20 protein-coding genes are annotated in these 23,426 nt (G+C 32.7%); 5 read left to right on the forward strand and 15 right to left on the reverse strand.

Annotated elements, in window-relative coordinates; genetic code table 11:
- Positions 1-289 precede the first annotated feature (289 nt).
- Both CLU81_RS23240 and CLU81_RS23245 read left to right on the forward strand, forming a co-directional pair.
- Positions 290-712 carry an OsmC family protein gene (locus CLU81_RS23240; RefSeq protein ID WP_099712001.1) on the forward strand — a complete coding sequence of 141 codons (423 nt, stop codon included), beginning with the start codon at positions 290-292 and terminating at the stop codon, positions 710-712.
- A gap of 66 nt (positions 713-778) precedes the next feature.
- Positions 779-1,576, forward strand: coding sequence for an alpha/beta hydrolase (locus CLU81_RS23245; RefSeq protein ID WP_099712002.1), 798 nt, complete (start codon positions 779-781; stop codon positions 1,574-1,576).
- Between the two features lie 346 nt (positions 1,577-1,922).
- Here CLU81_RS23245 and CLU81_RS23250 read toward each other — a convergent pair whose 3' ends face one another.
- The 10 genes from CLU81_RS23250 to CLU81_RS23295 form a co-directional block, all read right to left on the reverse strand.
- Entirely contained in the window at positions 1,923-2,888 is a 966-nt protein-coding gene (locus tag CLU81_RS23250) for a hydrogen peroxide-inducible genes activator (protein ID WP_099712003.1), read from the reverse strand.
- 430 nt (positions 2,889-3,318) lie between these two features.
- Positions 3,319-4,785, reverse strand: coding sequence for a glycoside hydrolase family 130 protein (locus CLU81_RS23255; RefSeq protein WP_099712004.1), 1,467 nt, complete (start codon positions 4,783-4,785; stop codon positions 3,319-3,321).
- A gap of 501 nt (positions 4,786-5,286) precedes the next feature.
- Positions 5,287-5,922 (reverse strand): DUF6193 family natural product biosynthesis protein, encoded by a 636-nt coding sequence (locus tag CLU81_RS23260; RefSeq protein WP_144444545.1) that lies wholly within the window; start codon positions 5,920-5,922, stop codon positions 5,287-5,289.
- Between the two features lie 86 nt (positions 5,923-6,008).
- On the reverse strand, positions 6,009-6,485 hold the full coding sequence (locus tag CLU81_RS23265; RefSeq protein ID WP_099712006.1) for a GNAT family N-acetyltransferase: 477 nt from the start codon (positions 6,483-6,485) through the stop codon (positions 6,009-6,011).
- Positions 6,486-6,548: 63 nt separating this feature from the next.
- Complete coding sequence (gene mug, locus CLU81_RS23270) at positions 6,549-7,055, reverse strand: G/U mismatch-specific DNA glycosylase (protein ID WP_099712007.1); 507 nt, start codon at positions 7,053-7,055, stop codon at positions 6,549-6,551.
- A gap of 24 nt (positions 7,056-7,079) precedes the next feature.
- Positions 7,080-7,685 (reverse strand): DNA-3-methyladenine glycosylase, encoded by a 606-nt coding sequence (locus CLU81_RS23275; RefSeq protein ID WP_099712008.1) that lies wholly within the window; start codon positions 7,683-7,685, stop codon positions 7,080-7,082.
- Between the two features lie 17 nt (positions 7,686-7,702).
- Positions 7,703-8,260 (reverse strand): GNAT family N-acetyltransferase, encoded by a 558-nt coding sequence (locus CLU81_RS23280; RefSeq protein WP_099712009.1) that lies wholly within the window; start codon positions 8,258-8,260, stop codon positions 7,703-7,705.
- A 239-nt stretch (positions 8,261-8,499) separates the two neighbouring features.
- Positions 8,500-10,041, reverse strand: a complete 1,542-nt coding sequence (locus CLU81_RS23285) for a hypothetical protein (RefSeq protein WP_099712010.1) — start codon at positions 10,039-10,041, stop codon at positions 8,500-8,502.
- 445 nt (positions 10,042-10,486) lie between these two features.
- Positions 10,487-11,224, reverse strand: coding sequence for a hypothetical protein (locus CLU81_RS23290; protein WP_099712011.1), 738 nt, complete (start codon positions 11,222-11,224; stop codon positions 10,487-10,489).
- Between the two features lie 507 nt (positions 11,225-11,731).
- Positions 11,732-13,018 (reverse strand): transglycosylase SLT domain-containing protein, encoded by a 1,287-nt coding sequence (locus CLU81_RS23295; protein ID WP_369804805.1) that lies wholly within the window; start codon positions 13,016-13,018, stop codon positions 11,732-11,734.
- 261 nt (positions 13,019-13,279) lie between these two features.
- Here CLU81_RS23295 and CLU81_RS23300 point away from each other — a divergent pair, with 261 nt between their 5' ends.
- On the forward strand, positions 13,280-14,461 hold the full coding sequence (locus CLU81_RS23300; protein ID WP_099712012.1) for an MFS transporter: 1,182 nt from the start codon (positions 13,280-13,282) through the stop codon (positions 14,459-14,461).
- A 12-nt stretch (positions 14,462-14,473) separates the two neighbouring features.
- On the opposite strand, the gene CLU81_RS23305 is transcribed toward CLU81_RS23300, so the two are convergent.
- Both CLU81_RS23305 and CLU81_RS23310 read right to left on the reverse strand, forming a co-directional pair.
- A complete protein-coding gene (locus CLU81_RS23305; protein ID WP_099712013.1) occupies positions 14,474-15,400 on the reverse strand; it encodes a phytanoyl-CoA dioxygenase family protein in 927 nt (308 codons plus the stop codon).
- Between the two features lie 429 nt (positions 15,401-15,829).
- Entirely contained in the window at positions 15,830-18,472 is a 2,643-nt protein-coding gene (locus tag CLU81_RS23310) for an Ig-like domain-containing protein (protein WP_158235359.1), read from the reverse strand.
- Between the two features lie 611 nt (positions 18,473-19,083).
- On the opposite strand from CLU81_RS23310, the gene CLU81_RS23315 reads away from it, so the two are divergent.
- Complete coding sequence (locus CLU81_RS23315; RefSeq protein ID WP_099712015.1) at positions 19,084-19,446, forward strand: BlaI/MecI/CopY family transcriptional regulator; 363 nt, start codon at positions 19,084-19,086, stop codon at positions 19,444-19,446.
- Positions 19,443-21,521: a M56 family metallopeptidase gene (locus tag CLU81_RS23320; protein WP_099712016.1), complete on the forward strand. Its 2,079-nt coding sequence runs from the start codon at positions 19,443-19,445 to the stop codon at positions 21,519-21,521. The genes CLU81_RS23315 and CLU81_RS23320 overlap by 4 nt, the downstream gene beginning before the upstream one ends.
- Before the next feature lie 267 nt (positions 21,522-21,788).
- On the opposite strand, the gene CLU81_RS23325 is transcribed toward CLU81_RS23320, so the two are convergent.
- Genes CLU81_RS23325 through CLU81_RS23335 form a run of 3 tightly spaced genes read right to left on the reverse strand, consistent with a single transcriptional unit; the run spans position 21,789 to position 23,280 of the window.
- The gene (locus tag CLU81_RS23325) at positions 21,789-22,157 is read right to left on the reverse strand and encodes a polyketide cyclase (RefSeq protein WP_099712017.1); all 369 of its coding nucleotides are present in this window, start codon (positions 22,155-22,157) and stop codon (positions 21,789-21,791) included.
- Positions 22,150-22,641, reverse strand: coding sequence for a thioesterase family protein (locus CLU81_RS23330; RefSeq protein WP_099712018.1), 492 nt, complete (start codon positions 22,639-22,641; stop codon positions 22,150-22,152). Before CLU81_RS23330 ends, CLU81_RS23325 begins: the two co-directional genes overlap by 8 nt.
- Positions 22,642-22,698: 57 nt before the next feature.
- A complete protein-coding gene (locus CLU81_RS23335) occupies positions 22,699-23,280 on the reverse strand; it encodes a TetR family transcriptional regulator (RefSeq protein ID WP_099712019.1) in 582 nt (193 codons plus the stop codon).
- Positions 23,281-23,426: the final 146 nt, after the last annotated feature.

Consider the following 23,426-nt stretch of genomic DNA (forward strand, 5'->3'; position numbering starts at 1 on the left):
AAGAAAAGATTTTAGTCTAAATATCCCTTTTATATAGAGATTTTAATCATGGCACATATGTTGGCTAAAAATAATTGGAAAATAAAAGCGCAAGGCTTTAGAACCAATATTGAGCAAAATACTATAAAAGAAAGGCTTTTATTGAAATTAGAAATCAATATTATAAATTTAATTTATAAGACTACAAAATTATCAATTTGATTAATGAAGATAACCGCCATACATTTGTCTCATCAAATCAGAACAATTATTTGAAAATCAAAAATTTATAACATTAAAAACTTTAGTCATGAAATTTACAAGAAACGCAAACGCAAACTGGAAAGGTACAGGAATGGAAGGAAATGGAACCATTACTACTCAAAGTACAACATTAAACAATGCACAACTGTCTTTTAAAACTCGTTTTGCAGAAGGAGTAGGGACAAATCCTGAAGAATTGATCGCTGCAGCACATGCAGGATGTTTTACAATGCAATTGAGCTTTTTATTATCAGAAGCAGGTTTTGTGCCTGAAGATTTAAATACGGTTGCAAAAGTAACTTTTGAAGATGGTACAATTACTTTAATCACTTTGGAACTTACAGGTTCAGTTCCTGGGATTTCAGTTGATGATTTTGAAAAAACAGCTCAAAAAGCAAAAGAAATCTGTCCAATTTCAAAATTACTTAATACTGAAATTGTTTTGAAATCAACTCTAGTGTCTTTATAATCAGTATTTTAATAAAATTTAATAACTTTAATACACCTAATCATTCACATCTTAAATAATAAAAACATGAAAACAGCAATTTTAAAAAGACAATTGAATCGTTTATTCTTGTCTGCAGCATTAATTTTAAGTCTTTTGGTAGTAACAAATGCAAACGCACAAACAGCGCCAACAAAGGTTAAAAATGTAGTTTTGGTACACGGAGCTTTCGCCGATGGTTCCGGATGGAGAAATTTATATGATATACTTTCGAAAAAAGGATATAAAGTAACAATCGTTCAAAATCCTTTAAGTTCTCTTGAAGATGATGTTGCAGCAACAAAAGTGGTACTTGACAATCAAGACGGACCAACAATTTTAGTTGGACATTCTTGGGGAGGAACTGTAATTACAGAAGCTGGAAATCACCCAAAAGTTGTTGGATTGGTTTATGTAGCGGCTTTTCAGCCTGATAACGGAGAAAATACTGTACAATGGTTACAAACTGCACCTCCAGCGCCAGAAAACGGTGTTTTGCCTCCAAACGATAAAGGAATTGTTTATTATGATGAAGCTAAATTTCATGCAGGATTTTGTGCCGATGTAAGTAAAGAACTAGCTGCATTTATGTACGCATCACAAGGTGCTTTTTATGCAAAAGGATTTGGAACACCTGTAACAAAAGCAGCATGGAAAGATAAACCTGCTTATGCAGTTCTTGCAACACAAGATAAAAGTATTGATCCTTCGATTCAACGTGCAATGTACAAACGTTCAAATACTAAAGTTACTGAAGTAAAAGGAAGCCACTGTGTTTTCATTTCTCAACCTGATGCAGTTGCTAACGTAATCATTGGTGCAGCCAAAGATTTAAGCAAAAAATAATTCAAACATCTTACTTATAGAAAAGCCGAAATGCTGTAAAGTATTTTGGCTTTTTTTATGATTTATAGAAATAAAGAATGTGCTGTTAAACATATAATGTTGGTAGAAAACAGGATTTTTTTATGATTAATATGAATCGAGAATTGGATTGTGCCGTTAGGTACAAAACATTGGTAATAATAAGAACAGAGCTTTTTTGGCGTGCCGTAGGTACGCATCAAAACGAAATGTATTGCGTACCTACGGCACGCTAAATCTATTCCAAATTCATATTTTCTACCAATATTTAGTGCCTAAAGACACATTTGAAACTCTTGATTTGAATGATATGACTTTCGATAAAAATTTATCTCGTGGTTGCTTTAATAAAATAAGGAGAATCGTTCCATTTGATTTTTTTATACGCAAAATTTTGCTGTAAGGATTCCGGAAGGCAATTCCAAATTGCTTCATTCATTTTTTCGAGTAGTAATTTTTTCGAAAAAGTATCTGAAACTACAAGACTGATTTCGCGAACGGGTTTAGGTTCTTTGAAATGTTTAAAAAGTCCCGTTTCAACTTCATTAATCATCGAAAGTTCCGGTATTATAGCAAATCCTAATTGTGCTCTTACCAGATTTTTTAAGGTTTCAATCGAACTAATATCATAACTGAATTGTTCTTTTATTTTCCCTGGATTCTTAATGTCACAAATATCCAAAAGTTGTGCATTATAACAATATTCATTTTGGAGTAAAAGCAGTTCGGCTCTGTCTGACGGCTGCAATTCATAATGAGATTCTGCTGCCATAGGATGTATTGTATTTAAATAAGCAACAAAAGGTTCTTTGAAAACCGGATGTTCTATTAAATGCGGATTCCCTGTGGGAGTTGCCATAATTGCTACATCAAGTGCTCCGGTCATAACATCATTCATAAGCTGACCTGTATTAGCTTCTTTTATAATGAATTGCATTTTGGGAGTTGCCTTTTTCATTGCCTTAATAAAAAGCGGAATCAAATAAGGTGACAATGTCGAAATAATACCGATTTTGACTTCTCCTTCAAGCTTATTTTTTTCATTAACTACAAAATCCCGAATTTCATCGGCTTCACGAAGGATTTTTTTGGCACGGTTTATAATTTCAATTCCAAGTATAGTAGGAGTTAAGGGCACTTTATTTCGATCAAAAATTTTGATTCCAATTTCTTCTTCCAGATTTTTTAACTGAATTGTTAGTCCGGGTTGCGTTACCATACAAACTTCTGCAGCTCGTGCAAAATGGCGTTCTTCGTCTAATGCTACAATATATTTTAACTGTTGAATGGTCATCTTTATTAAATTTTTATATAAAGATAGAAAAATATTAGTTTAAGTTATTAAGTTTTCATTTTCAAAATCAAACATAGGCCAAGGTTTCAACCTTGGGAACGCAATAAATCGTTATAATGACATTGTAAAATTAATTAAACATAGCCCGTGGTTTCAACCATAGGAACGCAATAAATTATCACGATTTAAATCCGAATTCCAATTCGTATCCCAAGGTTGAAACCTTGGGCTATGTTTGAAATACGATTGAAATATGATTTAATTTATCCTTATTTTCTGAATTGCCTCCAGCTTTAGCTGGAGATTGAGTTATTAATAATGAATTGGGCTTTAGCCAAATAATAGGCATTTTGGCTAAAGCCCAATTTTTGGTTTCATTTTATAACTCCAACTAAAGTTGGAAGCTATTCAAAAAGGTGGAAATTCAATATTATTTGCTGTTTTTCAATGCATCTAAAAGTACTATCATATCAACAATGGCATAAGTCGAAGAGTAATCGGATACGGCATAAGGCAAAATCAAACTATTATTGTGAATAATTGCGCCACAAGAATACACAACATTTGGTACATAACCTTCACGTTCGTCTTCTAATGGCGAAAGTAATGGTTCTTTAAGTCTTCCAATTTCTTTTGTTGGATCATCAAGATCAAATAACGAAGCGCCAATGCAATAACGTCTCATTGTACCAACGCCGTGCGTGATTACAAGCCAGCCTTCCTCTGTCCAAAGTGGAGATCCACAATTTCCTATTTGCGTAAATTCCCAAGTATAGCGCGGTTCTTGCAGTAAAACAGGATTATTCCATTGTGTAACTCTGTCAGAATACATGATGTAATTATTTACGCCATCGATTCTGGCGAGCATAGCAAATTTGCCTTTTATTTTCTTTGGAAATAACGCTAAGTTTTTATTTTGAGCACCAATACCATGCAAAGGCATTACTCTAAAAGAGTAGAAATCTTCGGTTGAGATAAGTTTAGGCAATATCGCGTGACCGTTATAAGCCGTGTAAGTTGCCATAACTCGGGTGGAACCATCATCATCAGTAAAACGAACAAAACGTGCATCTTCTATACCGCGGCTTTCAGATTCAGAGATTGGAAATATAACACGTTCCGTAATATCAGAATCGTGTTTGAATTCTAAATCGTAGAATGATTTCGCCAGCCACATTATTTCGTTTAGGGCAATTCTTCTTTCTTCGCGAATCGAAGGATCGCTTAAAGCAACAGTGACCAGGTTTTTCAGAACAGCATACTCGAAGTCATTTGGTAATTCCTGCATGATTTGTGTGATGTATCTGTCTTGCGTGTGCATTTCGGACAATTTCGACAAGAATCGTTCTTTATTGAAAGTCGATTTATGATTAATCTCGGCCTTATCAATATTATGACCAATTTTCATGACTTGCAGATTATTGTTTTTGTCAAGAATTCCTCGTCTAAAAACAATTGATGAAATATGTCCTTCACCCGTGGCTCTAAAGGAAATGATAACACGTTTTTCGCCTTCTTCAAGTCCTGACTGATCAAAATCTTCGACAATAGACGGATTAAAAATGGCTGCAGATTCTATGGCGTATTCCATTGTGCAATAAGAACCTATGAGCATTTTTCTGTCTAGAGACATCGCTTCATAATCAATTTGCAAAGCTTCGATTAAAGGTCTTATTCGTTCGCAATGTTTAAAAAATATTGCAGAAATATTTCGGTGACGTCTGGCAAACTCGCGAAGTGTCTGTTCTAAGGTTTCCAGAACTTGTTTTTCGTCGAGCATCATTATGCGGAGAACCATTTGTTGGGTTCGTTCATCACCATTCATAAAATATCGGGCAACAACTCTTTTAGAATCTGGGCAAAATAATATATTTTTTCGTATGACTGGTACTCGCATAATAAATCTTTTTTTGATGTTAGAAAAATTACTTTAGATATACTACGTACAATTTTGTTCTGGAAAAAAATGGGAAAAATAGAAGAATAAAAACAAGATTAATACTATATATTGTAGTAATTATATACAAGTTAGTGATTTTGTTAAAGAAAAAAAACTTTATTTTTTTATTCTTTTTCGATGGGTTAATCCCGAAGCTTTGAAATTAATCGATTCTTAGTAAACAGAATAGTCATTTTTGTCATTTCGAGGAACGAGAAATAACAGTCGAAATTCCACAATCAAAATCACCAATCTTTGTCGATCTGCGAGTGTGATTTCTCGTTCCTAGAAATGACAAGATTGGGTTTCGTTCCTAGAAATGACAAGATTGGGTTCCGATTGAGAATGATGGATTGAAATCCATCTCTATAATATATTTTGTTCCTGCGAAACTCTTCGAAAAAAAATCACAGATCAACTTGAACTTAAATCTTTTTCAAAGGTGAAATAAATGTTTTTTTAATCTTTTGCGACTCCTTTTCTGGCGAGTTCCAAGCCTTTTGGTAAATTAGCTTTAACAATTTTTAGAGCAGTAGCAGCATTTCCTTCACCAAGATATTCCATATTATTTATTGTCACTACAAATTGTTTTTCATTTGAAATTTCTGAGTTATTTTCAAATTCTTTGGATGTTACATGTGGTAAACCTTCAAAATCATAAGGGTAGCCTGTACATTTGCTAAAACATAAAGTATCATGACTTGTAAATGGAAAAAGATTACTTAAAATTTCATCGTTAATTGCTAAGCTAACAAATTCTTTAAGATCCCAATCATTATCATCTTCTAATAAACCTTCCCATTGATATTCAATTTCTCTTCCCTCGTCAAAAGCAAAAGATTTTTCACTAGTGTGAATAAATTTAAATTTTTCAGAAAACATTTTAGTGGTTACATCCTGGCATAACCAATAATCTAAGGCTTTTGCAAATTCTGTAATGTTTGGCGCTTTTCCGCATGCTAAATAAACGCCATCTCTCCAAAAATCAGATCTATAAATTTTTTCCTCTTCAATAATATTTATTTGCGAAAATCTATTTCCATTTTCAACTATTGCTGAATTCTGAGATGCTTTATTTGGGTTTTCTGAAATCAAAACTTTTAAAGTTGAATTAATTTTGGCAAATTCTCTATTTAAAATTTCTGCAATTCCTTCGTTTTTTTCAATCTCCATATAAGTAATTAGTTAATCTCGTAACGCATTTCGGTCATTATTTTTTTGAAGCCTGCTTTTTCATAAGCACGAATGGCGGCTTCATTATCAGAGTAAACTTCGAGTCGGACTTCAGAGATTCCTTTTGATAAAATCCATTTCTTAAGATCGTTCATCAATAAATTATTAATGCCTCTTCCTCTAAATTCCGGTTTTACAAACATAAAGCCAAGATATCCATAAAGCTCATAGTTTTTATAAGGTTTTGCAGATCGAATTTGGGCATATCCGCATCCAATAATTTCATTATTTTCTTCGATTACCAAAAGTTCTGTTTTTTCGTCTGAGATAAAATCCTGAATATTATAATAGAAAATTTTCCCTTCTTTTAAGGTTGGATCAAAAGGGCGTTCTGCTTCAACGAGAAATTGCAGAAATTCATTAAGCTGCGGCAAATCTGTGTTTGCAGCTGGTCTTATAATTATGTTTTTATTATTTATATCCATATCTCAAATGTATTTAAAATAATTAAAAAGGACAACAAAGCAGCGATGTGATTTGGATTTTTGCTAGGCTTGATTTGCAATAACCAAATATAATTCGGAATAATGAGTAATAAGATCGTCTATGCTAAATCCTCGATTCAAACCACTGGGATTTGGTAAAACCCAAACTTTAGAACCACAGAAATCTTCTTCTTGTAAGCCCCATAAAATTTGCTTTTTGCCTGAAAAAGCTTTGTACGCTGCTTTGCCCAGAAACGCGATATATTGCGGCTGAAATTGATTTATTTTGTTTTTGAATATTTGGATAGAATCCCTAAATTCCTCTTTAGAAAGTTCGTCTGCACGAGTTGTTGGTCTTGCGACTGCAGTTGTTAATCCGTATCCTAATTCAAGAATTATAAAGTCATTTTCGGGTTCGATTTGATGTGGTGTAAAACCAGCCTGATGCAAAACTTTCCAGAAACGATTACTTCTTCCGGAAAAATGATGACCGTCTGAAGCGGATTTTAAACCCGGATTAATTCCGCAAAAAAGTACTTTAAGATCTTTGGCAATAATATCGGTTAGCATTGGTTATTGGTTGATTTTAATAATTTAAAACTTGTTAGGTTTGCTTACATATTTGTTGTCTTTTATACAAAAACGCCACGGCAAAAGAGCATCTTCCTGAGCATATGCAACACCTACGCGAGGAACTGCTACAATTTGATCATCCGTATATCGAATTCCATGATCTTCGATCCAGATTTCTTCTCCGGCTAAATCTTTTCCGTTAAAAGAACGATCAATTCCTAAAGCTTTGGCAGCAGAACCCGGACCAGATGAAATCGCCGCTTTAGTAATCGCCATTTTACGCCTTAATTCTATAATATCTTTGCCAATTAAAGGTTGAATTGCCCGAATCAAAACGGCATGAGGTTCTCCTTCGACAGAACTCACAATATTAAACAGATTATGGATTCCGTAGCAAAGATAGACATACGAGATTCCGCCTTGATTGTATAAAGTTTCCGTTCGATCCGTGCGTCGGCCACCGTAAGCATGCGATGCTTTATCCTGAACGCCAAAATAAGCTTCGGTTTCTACGATTATGCCAGCAGTTATTTCTCCGTCGATTTGAGTGAAAAGAACTTTACCTAAAAGATCTTTAGCCAGAAAAAGCACATCCTGATTGAGGTAATAAGAGAATTGTAGTTTCAAATTGATTTTTTTACTTATTAGATGGCTTTTAGAGTATGAGGATTTCTTAACGTAAAAGTGACCAGATTTTTTACTTTTTCATGAGTGTTATTGTATTTATTCTCCTCGAATTCGAAATTTAGCTTTTTTAGCATTGCAACAGAACTATTATTATCAGAAGATGGAAATGCCGTAATTATTTTTGCTTTCATTTCTTCAAACGCATATTCGATTACTTTTTTAAGCGCTTCGCCCATAATCCCTTTTCCTTGAAATTCACTCAGCATTTCGTATCCAATTTCAACAATTTCATTTTCAGGATCAAAATTCCACAGACAAACACATCCCATCAGATCTTTGTTTTCTTTTAAATTGATAACCCAATAAATGCATTCATTTTTCTGTATTAAATTCTGTATTTTAAGGATATAATCTTTTGCTTTTTCTAAAGTAGAGGAATTATCTCTGCCCACAAATGCATTTACAGTTTCATCTGAACGCAGTTTATGAATTAAGGCTACATCTGTATTCTCAATGTTTCGTAATATTAATCGGTCTGTTAGGAGTTGTGGGAATTTTTTAAAATCCAAAACCATTCTCTAGCTTTTTAAATTATCAATAGGTTCACTAAAAAAAATGCAGTTGCTTTATTTTTCAGATCACGAAAGTTAAAAAATAAATACCAAAGTAAGTGATGTTGTGAAGCGGTCTTTTAAAAAGAGAAATAGTAAAAACAATTTATTATACTCATTTAAAAAAAACATCCCAAAAAGAAATTTTCTTAATGGGATGTTTTTGTAATTTATAAATATCTGAAAACGATTATATGCGGATTTTAGTTCTCGCAGAAATCACCAATTTGCTGCAAATGTTTTTCTGTTTGGTATTTATTAAAGTTATCCCATTTAGGCGGAGAACTTGTTTTTTGTCCGTACATAGCATCCAGACAAACGTTGTTGTCTTTGTACTTGTCGTGTAAAACAGCCAGAATTTTAAAGAAAAACTCGTCTAATAAAACAATTGCTTCAAATTCAGATTTTAGAGTGTCGTAATTAGAATCTGATGGATTTAATATTTGTAATAAATCCAGAACTTCTTTCTTTTCTTCGTCATTAATTTCAGTCGAATAACCCATTTTTAAGGTTTTGAAAACTAAATTATTCCAGGCTTTACTGTCATGCGCCCATTGAACATCAGGCAGATTTAAAGAATGTTCGCAAATCAAAATAATAGAGAAAAGAACATCATTTAAATATTCAGCAGGAAATTCATCAAAGCTTCTGAATTCGAATCCGCTTTGGTACATTTTTTCCTGATTAAAATCCAAACCAACTTCAGAAAGCATTTCATATTCCATGTCAGCTTCAATCTGATCGCGCCACCAAATGTTTTCTTCTTTTTCGAATTTTAGTAATTTTCTAAAATCATCCACTTTATAAGTTAGAATTTTTCCTTTTGGCATTGCTTTATTATAAGTTCCAACACCAATGTAACGTGACATTGCGTTTCTCATAGAACCCAAAGTAAATTTTTTGTCCAGACTATATTTATCACTTATAACTCCCATAATATCTGGGCTTCCAAGCGTTGCTATAAAGAAAGGTTCAAACCATTGCAGTAAATAAATTGCGTTACCATGCGTTTTATTGAACTCATTATAATCTACAATTCGGCTATCTTCTGTCAATGATGGTAATGTAATATGAAAGTGGTACGTTCCGTTGTTGAACAAAACAAGATTTTCCTGATTTGTCATGAACATATTAAGACCATTGTTATAATCCGGAAAGCTTAATTTTCCGTCTAAAACAGCAGATTCATTGATTTTATCAAGAAATAGTTTTTTAGTCGCTTTTAGTTCTTTGCAAGAATCAGCTATTGTTCTGTTTTCAAAATATTTAGTTACAAATTCGATTGAATCACCATCAAAATGTACAGAACCCATCGTTTTATTTCTTTGGGTAATCATACTTTGAATGTTATAAGGCTGATCTTCAAGAAAAACTTCCATGATAGATTGTCCCAGATAATCAGGATTTTCAATTGGTTGAGCAATAACTTCGCCAGTTTCAGTATCCATTAATGGTTTTATTGGCGATAATGTTTTATGCTGAAAATTAATATCCAGTTTTTCAAGCGAATGACTGTTCATCATTCTGCTTACTGTATAGTTTTCGTTTATGTCAAAAGCTTTTTTCAAAACAGGAGTTAAACTCTCTGGTTTGTAGCATTTTCTGTAGTCGATACTATATTTCTCAAAGCCAATTTTTTCTTGTATAAATTCACCAGAGACAATTAGGGATTCTTCAAATTGCATGTAGGTTTCGTTTTCTAATCCTATTCCCCAATAATATTTTTGTGTCTGATTGTCTTTCATTTATACTAATTGTCTTTTTTATGGTTAATTTAATTTTTTAAAATCACTGCTTTTTATTCGGAAAAAAATAAAACTAATCTGCTAACAATCAGAGGCAAGAAATCTTTTAACGGATAAAGCATAATTGGTTGCATCCATTAAAAAAGTCTTGATTTACTTTTAAAATTGTATGAATTTATATTAGTTTTAGAAATTTTGCACTTGTATCGACTGAATGATTGATAAAATCAATATAATTTTATAAGTAGGTTATAAAATTAGTATTGATGTTAATTGCTTTTATATCAATAATTTAAGAAGATGAATAGCCGAATGACAACTTTTACTATTCCTGTTTTTTCCAAGTTGCAAAAGTAGTTTTTTATTATGTGATTTACAAATAGTTAACGCATTGAAAATCAATAAAGTTTTTAGAAGTTTAAACAATTAAGGCAATTGTTTTTATTTAATCATGGTAATATAAGACATAAGAGGAATATAGCTCGTCATTCCACCAGTCTTCACGAACTTCTGAAAAGTAATTATAGTTTAATTTTCCGGCTTGTGATTGTAGCGGATATACTACTATATCATTTTCTCGATATGCTTTATGTAAGTCTGTTTCGGGAACAACGGGAACGATATGACCTGAAAGTCCTTTTTCTTTTCTTTTTGCACAAATAATTCCAATTCCGCCATTAGCATTTACCTTATTTTGAAGTTCATCAACGGTAAATATCCTTTGCCAGCCAAAACTAACTCCCCATTCCAAAAACCAATCGTGTATGGCACTGGAGTAAATACGATCGACAGTTTGCTCAAAAATGGGTTCAACTTCTTGTCCTTGCAAAACTTTTTCAAGAGATTCATCTGTCCACCAAACTGTTGGTAGATATACTTTCGAAAAATAACAATAATCGTAGGAGTAAACATTGCAATACGTATCTTCTACAGTTCTTTGATATCTAATATTAGTTTCGACATCAAGTTTATCAATCAATTTGGTAATGCTTTCTTTTTTAGTCGCAACATTTGTTAAATCTCTAAACGGAATAGTAGAATCCATAAGAGGTTTTTCTTTCATTTCCATAGAATCTAATCGAGATTCAGGATCTGGTAATAAATCGACTTTCTTTATTTTATCGTTGGGTATTGTATTATCCTCTAAAGTTGATGACACTACTGATACGTTATATTTTTCCATTCTGACTTCTTAAAATTAATTGGTTTAACGGTGCGATAATTCATTATTTGTGACACGTTATTCTATTAACCAAAACGTAAATATATTTTAATCTTTTTAAAGAGCTGTATAAAAAGGCAAATTTTAGAAAATTTTTTACATTTAATAGCGTTGGTTCAGGAGTTTCAAAACTGCTAAAAACTACTTTTATTATGTGATTAAACCGTTAATAAAAGTAGTTCAAATACCAATCAAGAGTTGAAAGTCTATAATTTGTGCCGTTAGGCACTAAATATTGGTAGTCATTGTAGATTCAAAATACGTTGGCGTGCCGTAGGTACGCAACAAAATGATAACCATTGCGTACCTACGGCACGCTAAATTTATTCTAATTCCTGTTTTCTACCAATATTTAGTGCCTAACGGCACATTTTAACCTTGGGTTTATTTCTAATAAAAACCTCTATTTAATACTATTTTCCTGTTATTTTTAAGCTTTTGCCTAATGCTAATAATTCGTTATTTATTTTATTCCATTTTTTTTAGTTCAGAAACACTTACAGAATATTTTCTTGCGATGCTGCCCAAAGTATCTCCTTTTTGAATAACGTAATATTTTCCTTTTTCAAGTGTTGCAGACTTTTTTGAGTTTGTAGTTTTAGATGCAATCATCATAGAATTCTGAGACGGTTTCTCACGCAAATTTGCTTGATATTCAGCGTAAGCATAGATTTTTTCTTCATTCGAAGTAAAAACGGCTATTTTATCCTGTGGCAATCTTAGATAATGGTTTTGTTTGTCATAAACAGGAATAATATTCAATTTATAAGAAGGATTTAATAATTCTAATTGGGCTATTGGAATGTCGATTAAGTCAGAAATTTGCTTGAAACTCATTTGCTTTTTGATCATTATGGTATCTGTGGCAAAATGTTTTACTAATGCTTTTTCGGGTTTAATTCCATGTTCAGCATGATATTCATAAAGGTACATTGTAGCAAGAAAAGCAGGAATATAACCTTGTGTTTCTTTTGGTAAATTTTTTCTAATATTCCAGTAATTTTTTTGTCCGCCAGAACGGTTAATCGCTTTAGAAACGTTTCCTGGACCAGAGTTATAAGCGGCTAGAACCAAATCCCAATCACCAAAAGCTTTATACATACTATTCATGTATTTTGCCGCAGCTTCTGTAGATTTTAGAGGATCATGACGTTCGTCAACATAAGAATCTATTTCCAGTTTATATTGTTTTCCGGTATTATACATAAATTGCCAAAGTCCTGTTGCGCCCATATTCGAAACCGCTTTTGGATTTAAAGCAGATTCTACAACGGCTAGATATTTGATCTCAAGTGGAATTTTTTCTTTTGCTAAAGCTTCTTCAAACAATGGGAAATAATATTCAGAAGCAGCCATTAATCGACCAAATGATTTCTTTCTGTATTTTAGAAACGATTTAATAACGGTTTCAAGCTGTGGATTATATTCAATATTAAAAGGCGATTTAGCATTCATAGCGGCTAATCTCGATTTAAGCAATTCAGTAGGTAATTCTAAATCAATTTTTTGATCAAGAGCACCGTTTTCAATATCAGCCGTAAGCGTATTAAAAGTATCCAGACTTGTTAATTCCTTCATCCATAAGCTATCAACACGCGCAGACATAGTATTCTTGACAAATGTCTTTTTTACAGAGTCAAGGTAAGTATTGTTTTTCTCTTTTAAAGTGATTGCCTTATTCTGACCAATTACTTGCGAAAAGAATGGAATTAAAAATAGGATATAAAAGTACAGCGTGGTATTTTTTGTTTTCATATTTATAAGAGTTAATGCTTTGTTATTTAGGTTATTACTTTTGTAATTTCCTTTTTATTACAAAGGCGCAAAAGTACAATGTGCCTGCCTTTTATTATGACCATAATAAGTTATAAAACAATCAATATCAGACTTTTATTAGTGTGTTTTGAGAAGGGTTTAAAATTGATTTAGCCATAATATTTATCTAATTAGCTTTATGATTGAACCATTAGTTTGAAATTAGAGTTTTCTCTATCTTTGCATTTCTAAAAATTCCTCATGAATTCCCCAATCAAAGCCATTCACCCAATCTATAATCTGCAATTTGGATTAGTTTGTTTAAGTTCCTTACTCTTTTCAGCGAGTTTTAATATGTTGATTCCGGAACTTCCTGAATATTTGAGTAATATGGGCGGAGCTGAGTATAAAGGATTAATTATTGCTCTTTTTACGTTAACGGCTGGAATTTCAAGACCTTTTAGCGGTCGATTGACAGATACTTTAGGTAGAGTTCCTGTTATGGCGGTTGGATCTATTGTTTGTTTTGTTTGTGGTATTCTTTATCCGGTTTTAGGCACGGTTTCCGGTTTTTTATTCCTGCGTTTGATTCATGGATTTTCTACAGGATTTAAACCTACAGCAACGGCAGCTTATGTTGCAGATATTGTTCCAAGAGAGCGTTGGGGAGAAGCTTTAGGATTGCATGGACTTTGTTTTTCGATAGGAATGGCTTTGGGACCAGCGATTGGAAGTACCATTAAAATATATTCTTCGATGAACATGCTTTTCTATGCATCTTCTGTTTTTGCCTTGATGTCGATCGTAATTTTGATGAACATGAAGGAAACTTTAAAAAATAAACAGCGTTTTAGCTTGCGTATTCTAAGGATTTCAAGAAATGACATTATAGCTGTAGAAGTATTGCCCGCAGCTATTGTAACGTTTCTTTCTTATATGGCTTATGGCGTGATTTTGACATTAATTCCGGATTGGAGTCAGCATTTAGGAATCGCCAATAAAGGATTGTTTTTTATGGTCTTTACAATTACTTCGGTAATGATTCGTTTTGGAGCCGGAAAAGCATCTGACAAATACGGTCGTTTGCATATAATAGCAATTGGTTTGTTCTTTTTGATTATGTCACTTTTCATTGTTGGATTCTCGACTTCAATCACAGGACTTTTAGCAGGATCTGCACTTTACGGAGTTTCTACCGGAATTGTTTCTCCGGCTTTAAACGCCTGGACGGTTGACATGAGTTTCGCCGATCATCGCGGAAAAGCTATGGCAACGATGTATATTGCTCTTGAAGCAGGAATTGGTCTTGGAGCACTTATTGCAGGATGGATGTATCAGGATGTGATTGCAAAAATCCCAATGCTTATGTACGCGAGCGCAGCAATGGTTTTCTTAGCATTAGGATATGTTTTGATTCGTTTGCGAAAAGTGGAAAACGCTTAATAAATTCTAAATTTATATCCATTCTCCATCAGCATTATATTCATTTGGTAAATAGGTAAGATACTGAACCATTCTTGGATTTTTTCCTTTGTTTGCTGTAGCACAATGCGGTAAAGTATTATTCCAGATTATAAAATCGCCGGCATTTCCAGCAATAGGTTTCGGCTGTAATGTCGCAATTGCTTTATCTCTCGGGTTTTCATCTGGTTGGAGATTGTCAAGCCAATGATTTATCTCATTGTGAAATCCCGCAACACAATGAAAAGCTCCTTCATCAATGTTACAATCCGTGAGATAGAGTAGTCCCTGAAGCCCAAATTTAATAGGTTGTTTTAAACTTGTATCCCAATGAATCGGACTTCCTAAAAAAGTAAATTCTGAGGTTTCAGGAGGATTGAAACTTACTTTATCAATGGTTTTATAGATTTTATCTGTATTATAAAGTTGTTCGTATGCTTTTTTTATTCTTGGCGAAAGTCGGTTTTTATTTAAGGTTTCATGATCCGAAAAATTAAGCATTAAGCCTTTTTGATTTTCGTGTCTGTTATACCAGGTTTCTTTTTTATTGGGATCCATTTCTAAGAAATCCCAAATTGCTTGTTGTGTAGTTTCACAATCTTCTTTTGAGATCGCATTTTTTACAATTACATAGCCGTTTTTATCCCAAAATTCAAGGTCTTCTTTTGAAAGAACATCGGCAGTAAAACCGTCAGAATCGGAGTTATTGCTTTTGTTTTTCTTGTTTACCCAGTTTTTAAACGTTTCGAAATCAGGTTTTTCAAAGTATAAAAATTGCAGCGCATCTTCCATACCAATACCCAATTGATACAACGCTTTTATTTCATCGTCCCAGTTTTGAATTTCATTCGTTGAAGATGTATTGGAAGGATTTAAAGTTCGTTCCCATAGTTTTTCAAGAATAGTAAAAGGTTCTTTCATTTGGATAGATTTATAGTAAGAATCTGCTTATTCAAAAATAGCAATTATTAGTTTTCTATCTAAAGTATAAATACCTGTTTTAGTTTCTGAATATAATTTGGGATTCTATGAAACAATTAAAGGATTCAGAAAAGATATTTTCGATCGAAATTTATAAAATGCAAAAAGCCTAAATCAGAACAGAATTAGTTTGTTCCAATTTAGGCTAATTAATTATATCAAAAATAAATCCGTTGGGTGTAATTCAACAAAAATAATCTAACACATAGAAACATAGATTTTATACTTAAAAAAGGAGACAAAAAGAAACACGTTTCTTTCACATAGTGTGGCTATGTTTATTTAAAAAAAGTGAAACGTCTAATTTTCGACTCTAAAAGCTATGTTTCTATGTGTTGAAAATAATTACACCCAACGCGTTAAAAACAATTATTGCTTAATAACCGTAATTGCTTTTTTCATTCCCGGATAAGTAATAAAATAGATTCCGGTATTTAAATCATTAAAATCAAATGTATTTAAACCTTTTGTAACCGAATGTATCTCTTTTACAAGCGAACCGTTTTGACTATAAACCGAAATACTTTGAGGCGCAAGATCATAAAAATCGATATTTAGTACAGAAGTAAAAGGATTTGGATATGCTATTACTTCATTTGCTGTAATTTGAGTTGCAAATTCTTCCTGAACAAGAGCTTTTTTACCTGTCGATGGAGCGCTTACACTAATAGTTGACGTTAAAAATTTACGGTGATTTGGCTCTACAACTTCCTTGTTTTCTAAACCATCATTATACGGAATGTCTGAACCCAAATCTGACACTAAATCTAAAGTAAATGATCCCGAAATATCAGCCGGAACATCTACGATACCTTCCGGTTTAAGGTTGGCTAAATTAGCATTAAGTAAAACCGGAGCAGTTGCACTTTGACCATTCCATGAGTATAATTCAAACGTTCCTGTAGCAGCATAACTTCCAGCTACAATGATATAATTGTTTGAAGCATTTTTACCTAAACTTCTAATTCCGTGATTGTTCAGGTTTAATTCGATTGGAGAACCAAAAACAGGATTAGCAGAAGGGCTTCCGTTTCCAAACCAAGATTCAAAATTTTGCAAAGGACAGATTAACGCTTTGTTAGTTCCGCTTCCAACATATGGCGCTCTAAAACCAATATAAAGAGTTGTTCCGTCAGGACCCATTTCGAGACCTTCAATATTAAAACCATCTATACGTTTTGGTTCAATTCCTGTAGCAGCTTTTGCTGTAAAATTGTAACCATTATTATTTCCCCAAGTAATAAGTTTACTTCTAAGATTACTGTAATATCCAACAAAAACAAGCGTTGCATTAGCTCCGGTTCCTACAATATCCGTAGCAAAAATTCGGTTTCTGTCCGCTCTTGCTTCTCCGGATTTAGAATTACTCAAAGAACCAATCCAGTAAATACGATTTGGTTTAGTTGTACTTCTAAAAGACGCTTCAATATCAACTTCAGTTCCGCTTAAAGCTAAATATTGATTCACATCAAATTGATAAACAGAAAGCCCCGAATTGTTTCGGCTAAATAATTTAATCACATTTGTTTCATCATCGGCAGCAAACATATAATTTTCATCAATAGGAATTGCAGTCGAACCATCGGCAACACCAGCGTGATAAATATCTTTAAGAGAAGCTGTAGCCAATGCTTGAGAAACGGCCACGTTTACCGTTATAGATTTATTTCCGCCTTGAGCGTCAGTCACTTTTAAGGTTAAAGTCGAATATCCAACTCCTGTTGGGTTAATTCTGAGTTTACGCGCATTACCAGTTCCGGTTACCGTAAAATTAGCGTTTGGAACCACGCTTGTTTTAGAACTCGTCATAGAGAATGTTAGTCCGTCAAGATTATCATCAGTTACTGTAATATCAAGACCGGAAACGATAAAAGGATCTGTATTGTTATTCATCACACAACCCACTTTTGCAGAAGTAGTTGATAAACTCACAAATTTTGAAGCCGTTGTATTAAAAACTAGCGTTGGCGCCACATTTACAGTGCTGTTTACCGTTACCGTTTTTACAGAAGAAACTGTTGCATTATTGCTATTATCAGTTGCTTTTGCTGTAATCGAATAAGAACCTGCAGCAACATTTGTCCAAAAATATGTATATGGAGAAGAAGTCACAGAAGTAAGCAAAGTAGATCCGTTAAAGAATTCAACTTTAGAAATCGTTCCGTCAGAATCTGTTGCAGTTGCAGATAAACTTACAGTTGCTGGAGCATTTCCTGAAACTGTTGGCGTTGCCAAAGTAATTGTTGGATTAACATTCCCAACTGGCGTTCCTGCAATAGTTATAGAAGTCGAATTATAACTTGTAGTACTTGTCAAAGCCCATGTACGAGCTGTTGTAAAAGTATTAGTCGACGTGTTGTAAACGCCAGAAGTTGCTTTTACTAATTCGTCACTTCCAGGATCTGGCGCCAAATAAGAAGAAGTTTGTAATTTTCCTCCATTATATTTATCATTTACAGGCAATTGATAACCAGAACCAGAGCTTTTGAAAGCGCTTCTTACAGCATCACCAAAAAATAGAGCATCAACAGGAACGGTAGAAGACGAGATTGAAGAAGCTGTTACATCAAATACCGCAACAGCATCGGCATTGCTGCCGCCATTTCCTAAAACTCCGGAAGTATTTTTAGAACCAAAACTATCTCCCGCAGTTGTTCCGGTATTTTTAGTTTTTAAGGCAATTCCACCTTGGCTTAAAGGCAACATCGAAGAACCTCCAACATATACAACTTGTCCAGCTGTGACTGATCCTGAGTTGATTAAGAAAGCGTAAGTAACAGAACTTCCGGCTTTCCATCCGTTTGAAGTTGCCGTACCATTGTCTGTAAAAACAACTGTATAAGGTGTAGTTGCAAAATTAATTGTAGTTGTGGCTACAAGTTCAACATATTCTAATGGAGAATCATCACCATTGGGATTCGTCAGAATCTCTGAGATAAGCAAACCTTTCTGTGAAAAGGCATTATTGCAAATTAAAGTAATTGCAAAGATTAAGAGTAGTTTTAGTTTCATTTTTGACAGTTTTTTTGTGTTATTTAAGTTGCGAAGATAGAATCGCAACATTACCTTAATAACATGAATTGATTAATGTATTGTGTTTGTAATGTTAAATTTTAATAGATTTTATATTTGAATAAGTCAATATTGTAATTATGTTTAAAATTTTAAGATTTGTTTATGTTTAGTTTGTGTATTACTTCTGTTTATGCCTGTTCAGGCAAAATTATTATTGAATTATAGAATTGTTAAGAATATGATTTTGTTCGAAATGATTCCGCCTGACGCTACTATTTGTGTTATTTATAGTTTGCAGAATTCGTTAACTTTTAATTAAAAATTAAACAACCTTAGGTTAATCTGGCTTTGAAAAAAGTGATTTTTTTCTATTTGGGAACATTTTTTTTTATTCGAAATCTAAAAAAAGAATACAAACCTCTTTATTATTAGAAATTTATTGTTTTCTAATAAATTGTATTTAAGTTTTTGATTTACTTAGTTTTAGTAACTTTGTGAAGCGCTTTTTTTATGAAAATTTAATCCAATTACTAACTTATTAGTAAAAATACTAATCAATTAGTTTGTCTACTAATTAATTAGTAGTACCTTCGTAAAAAGATTTAACGATGATAAAACTAGCCAAAAGAGAAGAACAAATCATGCAAGTGTTTTGGGATTTAGACAAAGCCTTTATAAGAGATATAATTCCATTATTGCCAGATCCAAAACCACACTATAATAGTGTAGCAACAATTGTCAAGATTCTTAAAGACAAAGAATTCCTAAATAGTGAAACGGCAGGGAATATGCATTGCTTTTTTCCGGTGATTAGTAGAGAAGAATACCAACAATTTGCATTGAAGGATATTGTTAGCCAGTATTTTGATAATTCTTACCCAAGAATGCTTGCCTTTTTTGCAAAAGAACAAAAGCTTACAGAAAATGATTTAGATGAAATCGTAGACATCATTAAAAAAGGAAAAATATGATACCATATATTTTATACACAGCCCTTATTCTTGCAGCCTGTTTTGTGTTTTATAAACTGCTTTTGCAAAAAGAGACTTTCTTTTATCTCAACAGATATATATTATTGGCCTGTATGATTATGGCTTTTATTTTGCCGCTTGTTCCGGTTCCTCAGCAATTATCATTAAGAAAAACAGCAGTAGAAAAACCTGTTGTAGTTGCCCAAACTCCGGTTAATAAAATTGAAACGACAAAACCACAAATACAACCTGTAGAATCAACAGTTGTAGAACAAACCAAGGAAACTTTTAAGATCGAATCAGTTGTTCAATGGTTGGTTTATTTGTATTGGTTTGGCGTAATCGTTTTTGCACTTAACTTTTTAATGCAAGTCGTTATATTGCTTTACAGAGCCTATTCGCAATCTGTTATTCAAGACGGAAAATTTCGTATTATAGAAATTACAGGCGACAAAGCACCGTGTTCTTTTGGGAATAATATCTTTATCAATCCAGAGAAATATGAGTGGGAAACCTACAATCAGATTTTGCTTCACGAAAAAATTCATATTGAGCAAAAACATACCATCGATCTTTTGCTTGCAGAGATGGTTTTGATCTTTCAATGGTTTAATCCGTTTGCCTGGCAATGGAGAAAAGCATTAGAAATTAACCTTGAATTCTTGACAGACGATCAAATGCTACAGCAAGATACTGTCGAGAAAGAAAGCTACCAATTTAGTTTACTAAAAGTAGCCGCTCCACAATTCCCTTTGAGTCTTACAACTAACTATAATCAATCATTATTAAAAAAACGAATCATCATGATGAACTCGAAAAAATCAAACGTGCACACCACTTGGAAATATTTTTTCCTATTGCCAATATTGGTGTTGTTTGCGTGCCTTTTTAATCAACCGGCAGCGCAAAGTCAAAATCTTTCTTCTATAGAAGAACCAAAAGAGAATACAAACATTCACAGCAGTGTAAGAACTGAAGGAGATTGGTTTGCTACAATTAAAGAGAATACAATCAATATTCAATTTAAAAGTGACGAACATGACAATTCTACAAGTACTTTTCAAGTAAGTGAATTTTCAAGTTTGCCAAGAGATAAAGAAGGTACATTTACCTTAACACGCGAAGCAGGAACAATGTCTTTTGTTGGGAAATTTGAAGGAAACAAAGGAATGGGAACTTATAAATTTACGCCTAATAAAGACTATAGTCAAGCATTGTCTAAAGAAGGAGTTGTACTTAAAGACGACAATAATCTTATGGTTTTCTTTATGATAAATATCAAAAAATCTTACGTTCAAATGCTAAAGAAAAATGGTTTCAATAATATCGATAAAGATCAGGTTATTCCACTTGCTGCTTTAGATGTAAATGAAGCTTATATCGCATCGATCAAACAGGCAATTCCGGATATCGATTTGGACAATCTGGTTCCTTTTAAATCATTAGAAATAGACAAAGCTTTTATCGAAGAGATCAAAAAAGCAGGTTACAAAAATGTTAGTCCAAGTAATCTTATAGCATTGAAATCTCAGGGAATTGACGGAAAATATATTGCCGATGTTCGCAATTCTTCAGGTGCCAAAAATGACGAAGATGCTGATGATGATATCATTGCTTTTAAATCTATGAATATCGATCAGGACTTTATTAATTCGTTTAAAAAAATAGGATATAATGATATTTCGAACAGTAATTTAATTGCGTTGAAATCTTTAAATGTAACTGCCGAATATGTAAACGGTTTTCAAAAAGCAGGTTACAAAGACATTAAACTGGACGATTTGATCGCAATGAAGTCCTTAAATGTAACACCTGAATATGTAAACAATTTTCAAAAAGCAGGATATAACAACATAAAACCAGACGATTTGGTTGCTTTGAAATCTCAAAATATTACACCGGAATTACTGCAACAGTACAAAGATCTTGGTTTCAGTAATTTGGATATTGACGATATCATTGGCGCTAAAGCAACTGGAACAACGCCAACTTTCATAAAATCGATGAAAGGTAAAGGACATAATTTTAATGACTTACAAAAGTATATCGAATTAAAAACAGTTCTGGGTTATTAATAAAAAGCAATCAGAGTTGTAAGACTATAAAAAGCCCAAACCGAAAGGAATGGGCTTTATTAATTGTAATTATTTTCAACACATAGAAACATAGTTTTTAGAGTCGAAAATTAGACGTTTCACTTTTTTTAAATAGACATAGCCATACTATGTGAAAGAAACGTGTTTCTTTTTGTCTCCTTTTTTTAACTATAAAATCTATGTTTCTATGTGTTAGATTTTTTTTTAAAATTATATCTAACGGGTTATTTAAAGTAAAAAATGATATTATGAACCTAAAAATTGTTTTGGGTCATAAAAAAACTTTTCCTTCTTTATAAGTTCATTTTCCCAGTTTTGATAAGCGATTTCTTCAATTTCAGAAACACGTCCATCTTTCCATTCAAATCTAAAAAACCATTGAATAACAACAGAATCACCATCTATAAAGTAGGGGCGAACGCATTTGGAAACTAATGATTTAACCTTCAAAAGAGTGTTTTTTTCGTTTGCAACAAGAAGATCTCTGCCAATTCTTGGTTCAGATTGATTTTCCTGCATTGAAGCATCAATTGTATAAAATTTTTCAATCGCTTTGTCATGTTCGTTAGATTCGACCATTGCGATAAATTGTTCTATTGTTTCTACTTTAGGCATGAGTTCTGGCTTTTAAATTTTGAATAGTTTCTAAATATCTATTTTCAAAAACAGACTGATTTACAGGCACAACAACAGACTGAAAGAGTTTCATTAAATCTTCGGAATGATTTGCCGCTTTTTTTGTCTGAACGTTATACGGAATAAATTTTATCCATAGAATAGCCTTTAATTCGGTTTCGTTTTCATTCCACATTTTCATTTCAACCAACAAAAGATTCTCGCTATATTGAATCAATTGCGATTCAATTAATACAGTTTCCATTGTAAAAGCCGGTTTTATATAACTGATTTGGTTAGAGGCAACAACCCAACTAAGTCCCGTTTTGTGCATGTATTTAAACACATCAAGATCATAATGTTCTGCAATTTGATCTTCGCGCGTATTAAGGAAATATTCTAAATACTTGGAGTTGTTTAAATGATTAAAAGGATCACAATCCTGAAATCTTACTTTTCTTTTTGTTTTTAATACTTTTTCCATTTTCTAAAATATATTACATCAAATACCGATCGGTATCTGAAAAGTTAAATTTTTTTTCTACTTCCTAATGCTTTCAATTAGTGTATTATCAATAAAATCCATCGCATTGTTTATATAGCTTTGGTCATTATGAGTAAAGGCAAGAAGCGAACTTCCTTCAATAAGCGATAATATTATTTTTGAATATTTGACAGCATCCGTATTAGGCTGAATTTCATTATTAATAATGCCATCGTTAAGAATAGTAGTTAAACCCAAAGTGAATTTTTGAGATAAATTTTGCGCCGCTTCAAATAGTAACGGATTATTAAATTTGGTATCAACACCAACACGCAACATTGGACACCCGCCTCTGTCTTTGACTAAATCATAATAGTTTCGTTGATATTCCGTTATGACGTGTAATTTATTTAGAGCTCCTTGTGTACTAGCAACTATTTTGAATAAAGGTATTATTGCGATGCTTATATTGAGTTGAAATGATTGTAATGCTAAATCTTCTTTATTAGAAAAATTACAATAAATAGCACCTTTTGTAAGACCGGTTGCTTTTGTTATATCGGTTAAGCTAGTTCCAATATATCCTTGTTTATTGAAAATAGGCGCCACTTTGTCCAGTATAAATTCGGAAGTATTCATAATTTTTGTTTTGAAATAAATAAGATCAGAACAAATATAAACATAAATACCGATCGGTATCTGAAAATTTTATTTAATGTTTAAAAAAATATTAGACAGATTAAAATAGAATGAGAACGATGCCAAAATGATAAAATCATATCATT

It is taken from the genome of Flavobacterium sp. 9 (assembly GCF_002754195.1).
In the GTDB taxonomy this organism is placed as follows: domain Bacteria; phylum Bacteroidota; class Bacteroidia; order Flavobacteriales; family Flavobacteriaceae; genus Flavobacterium.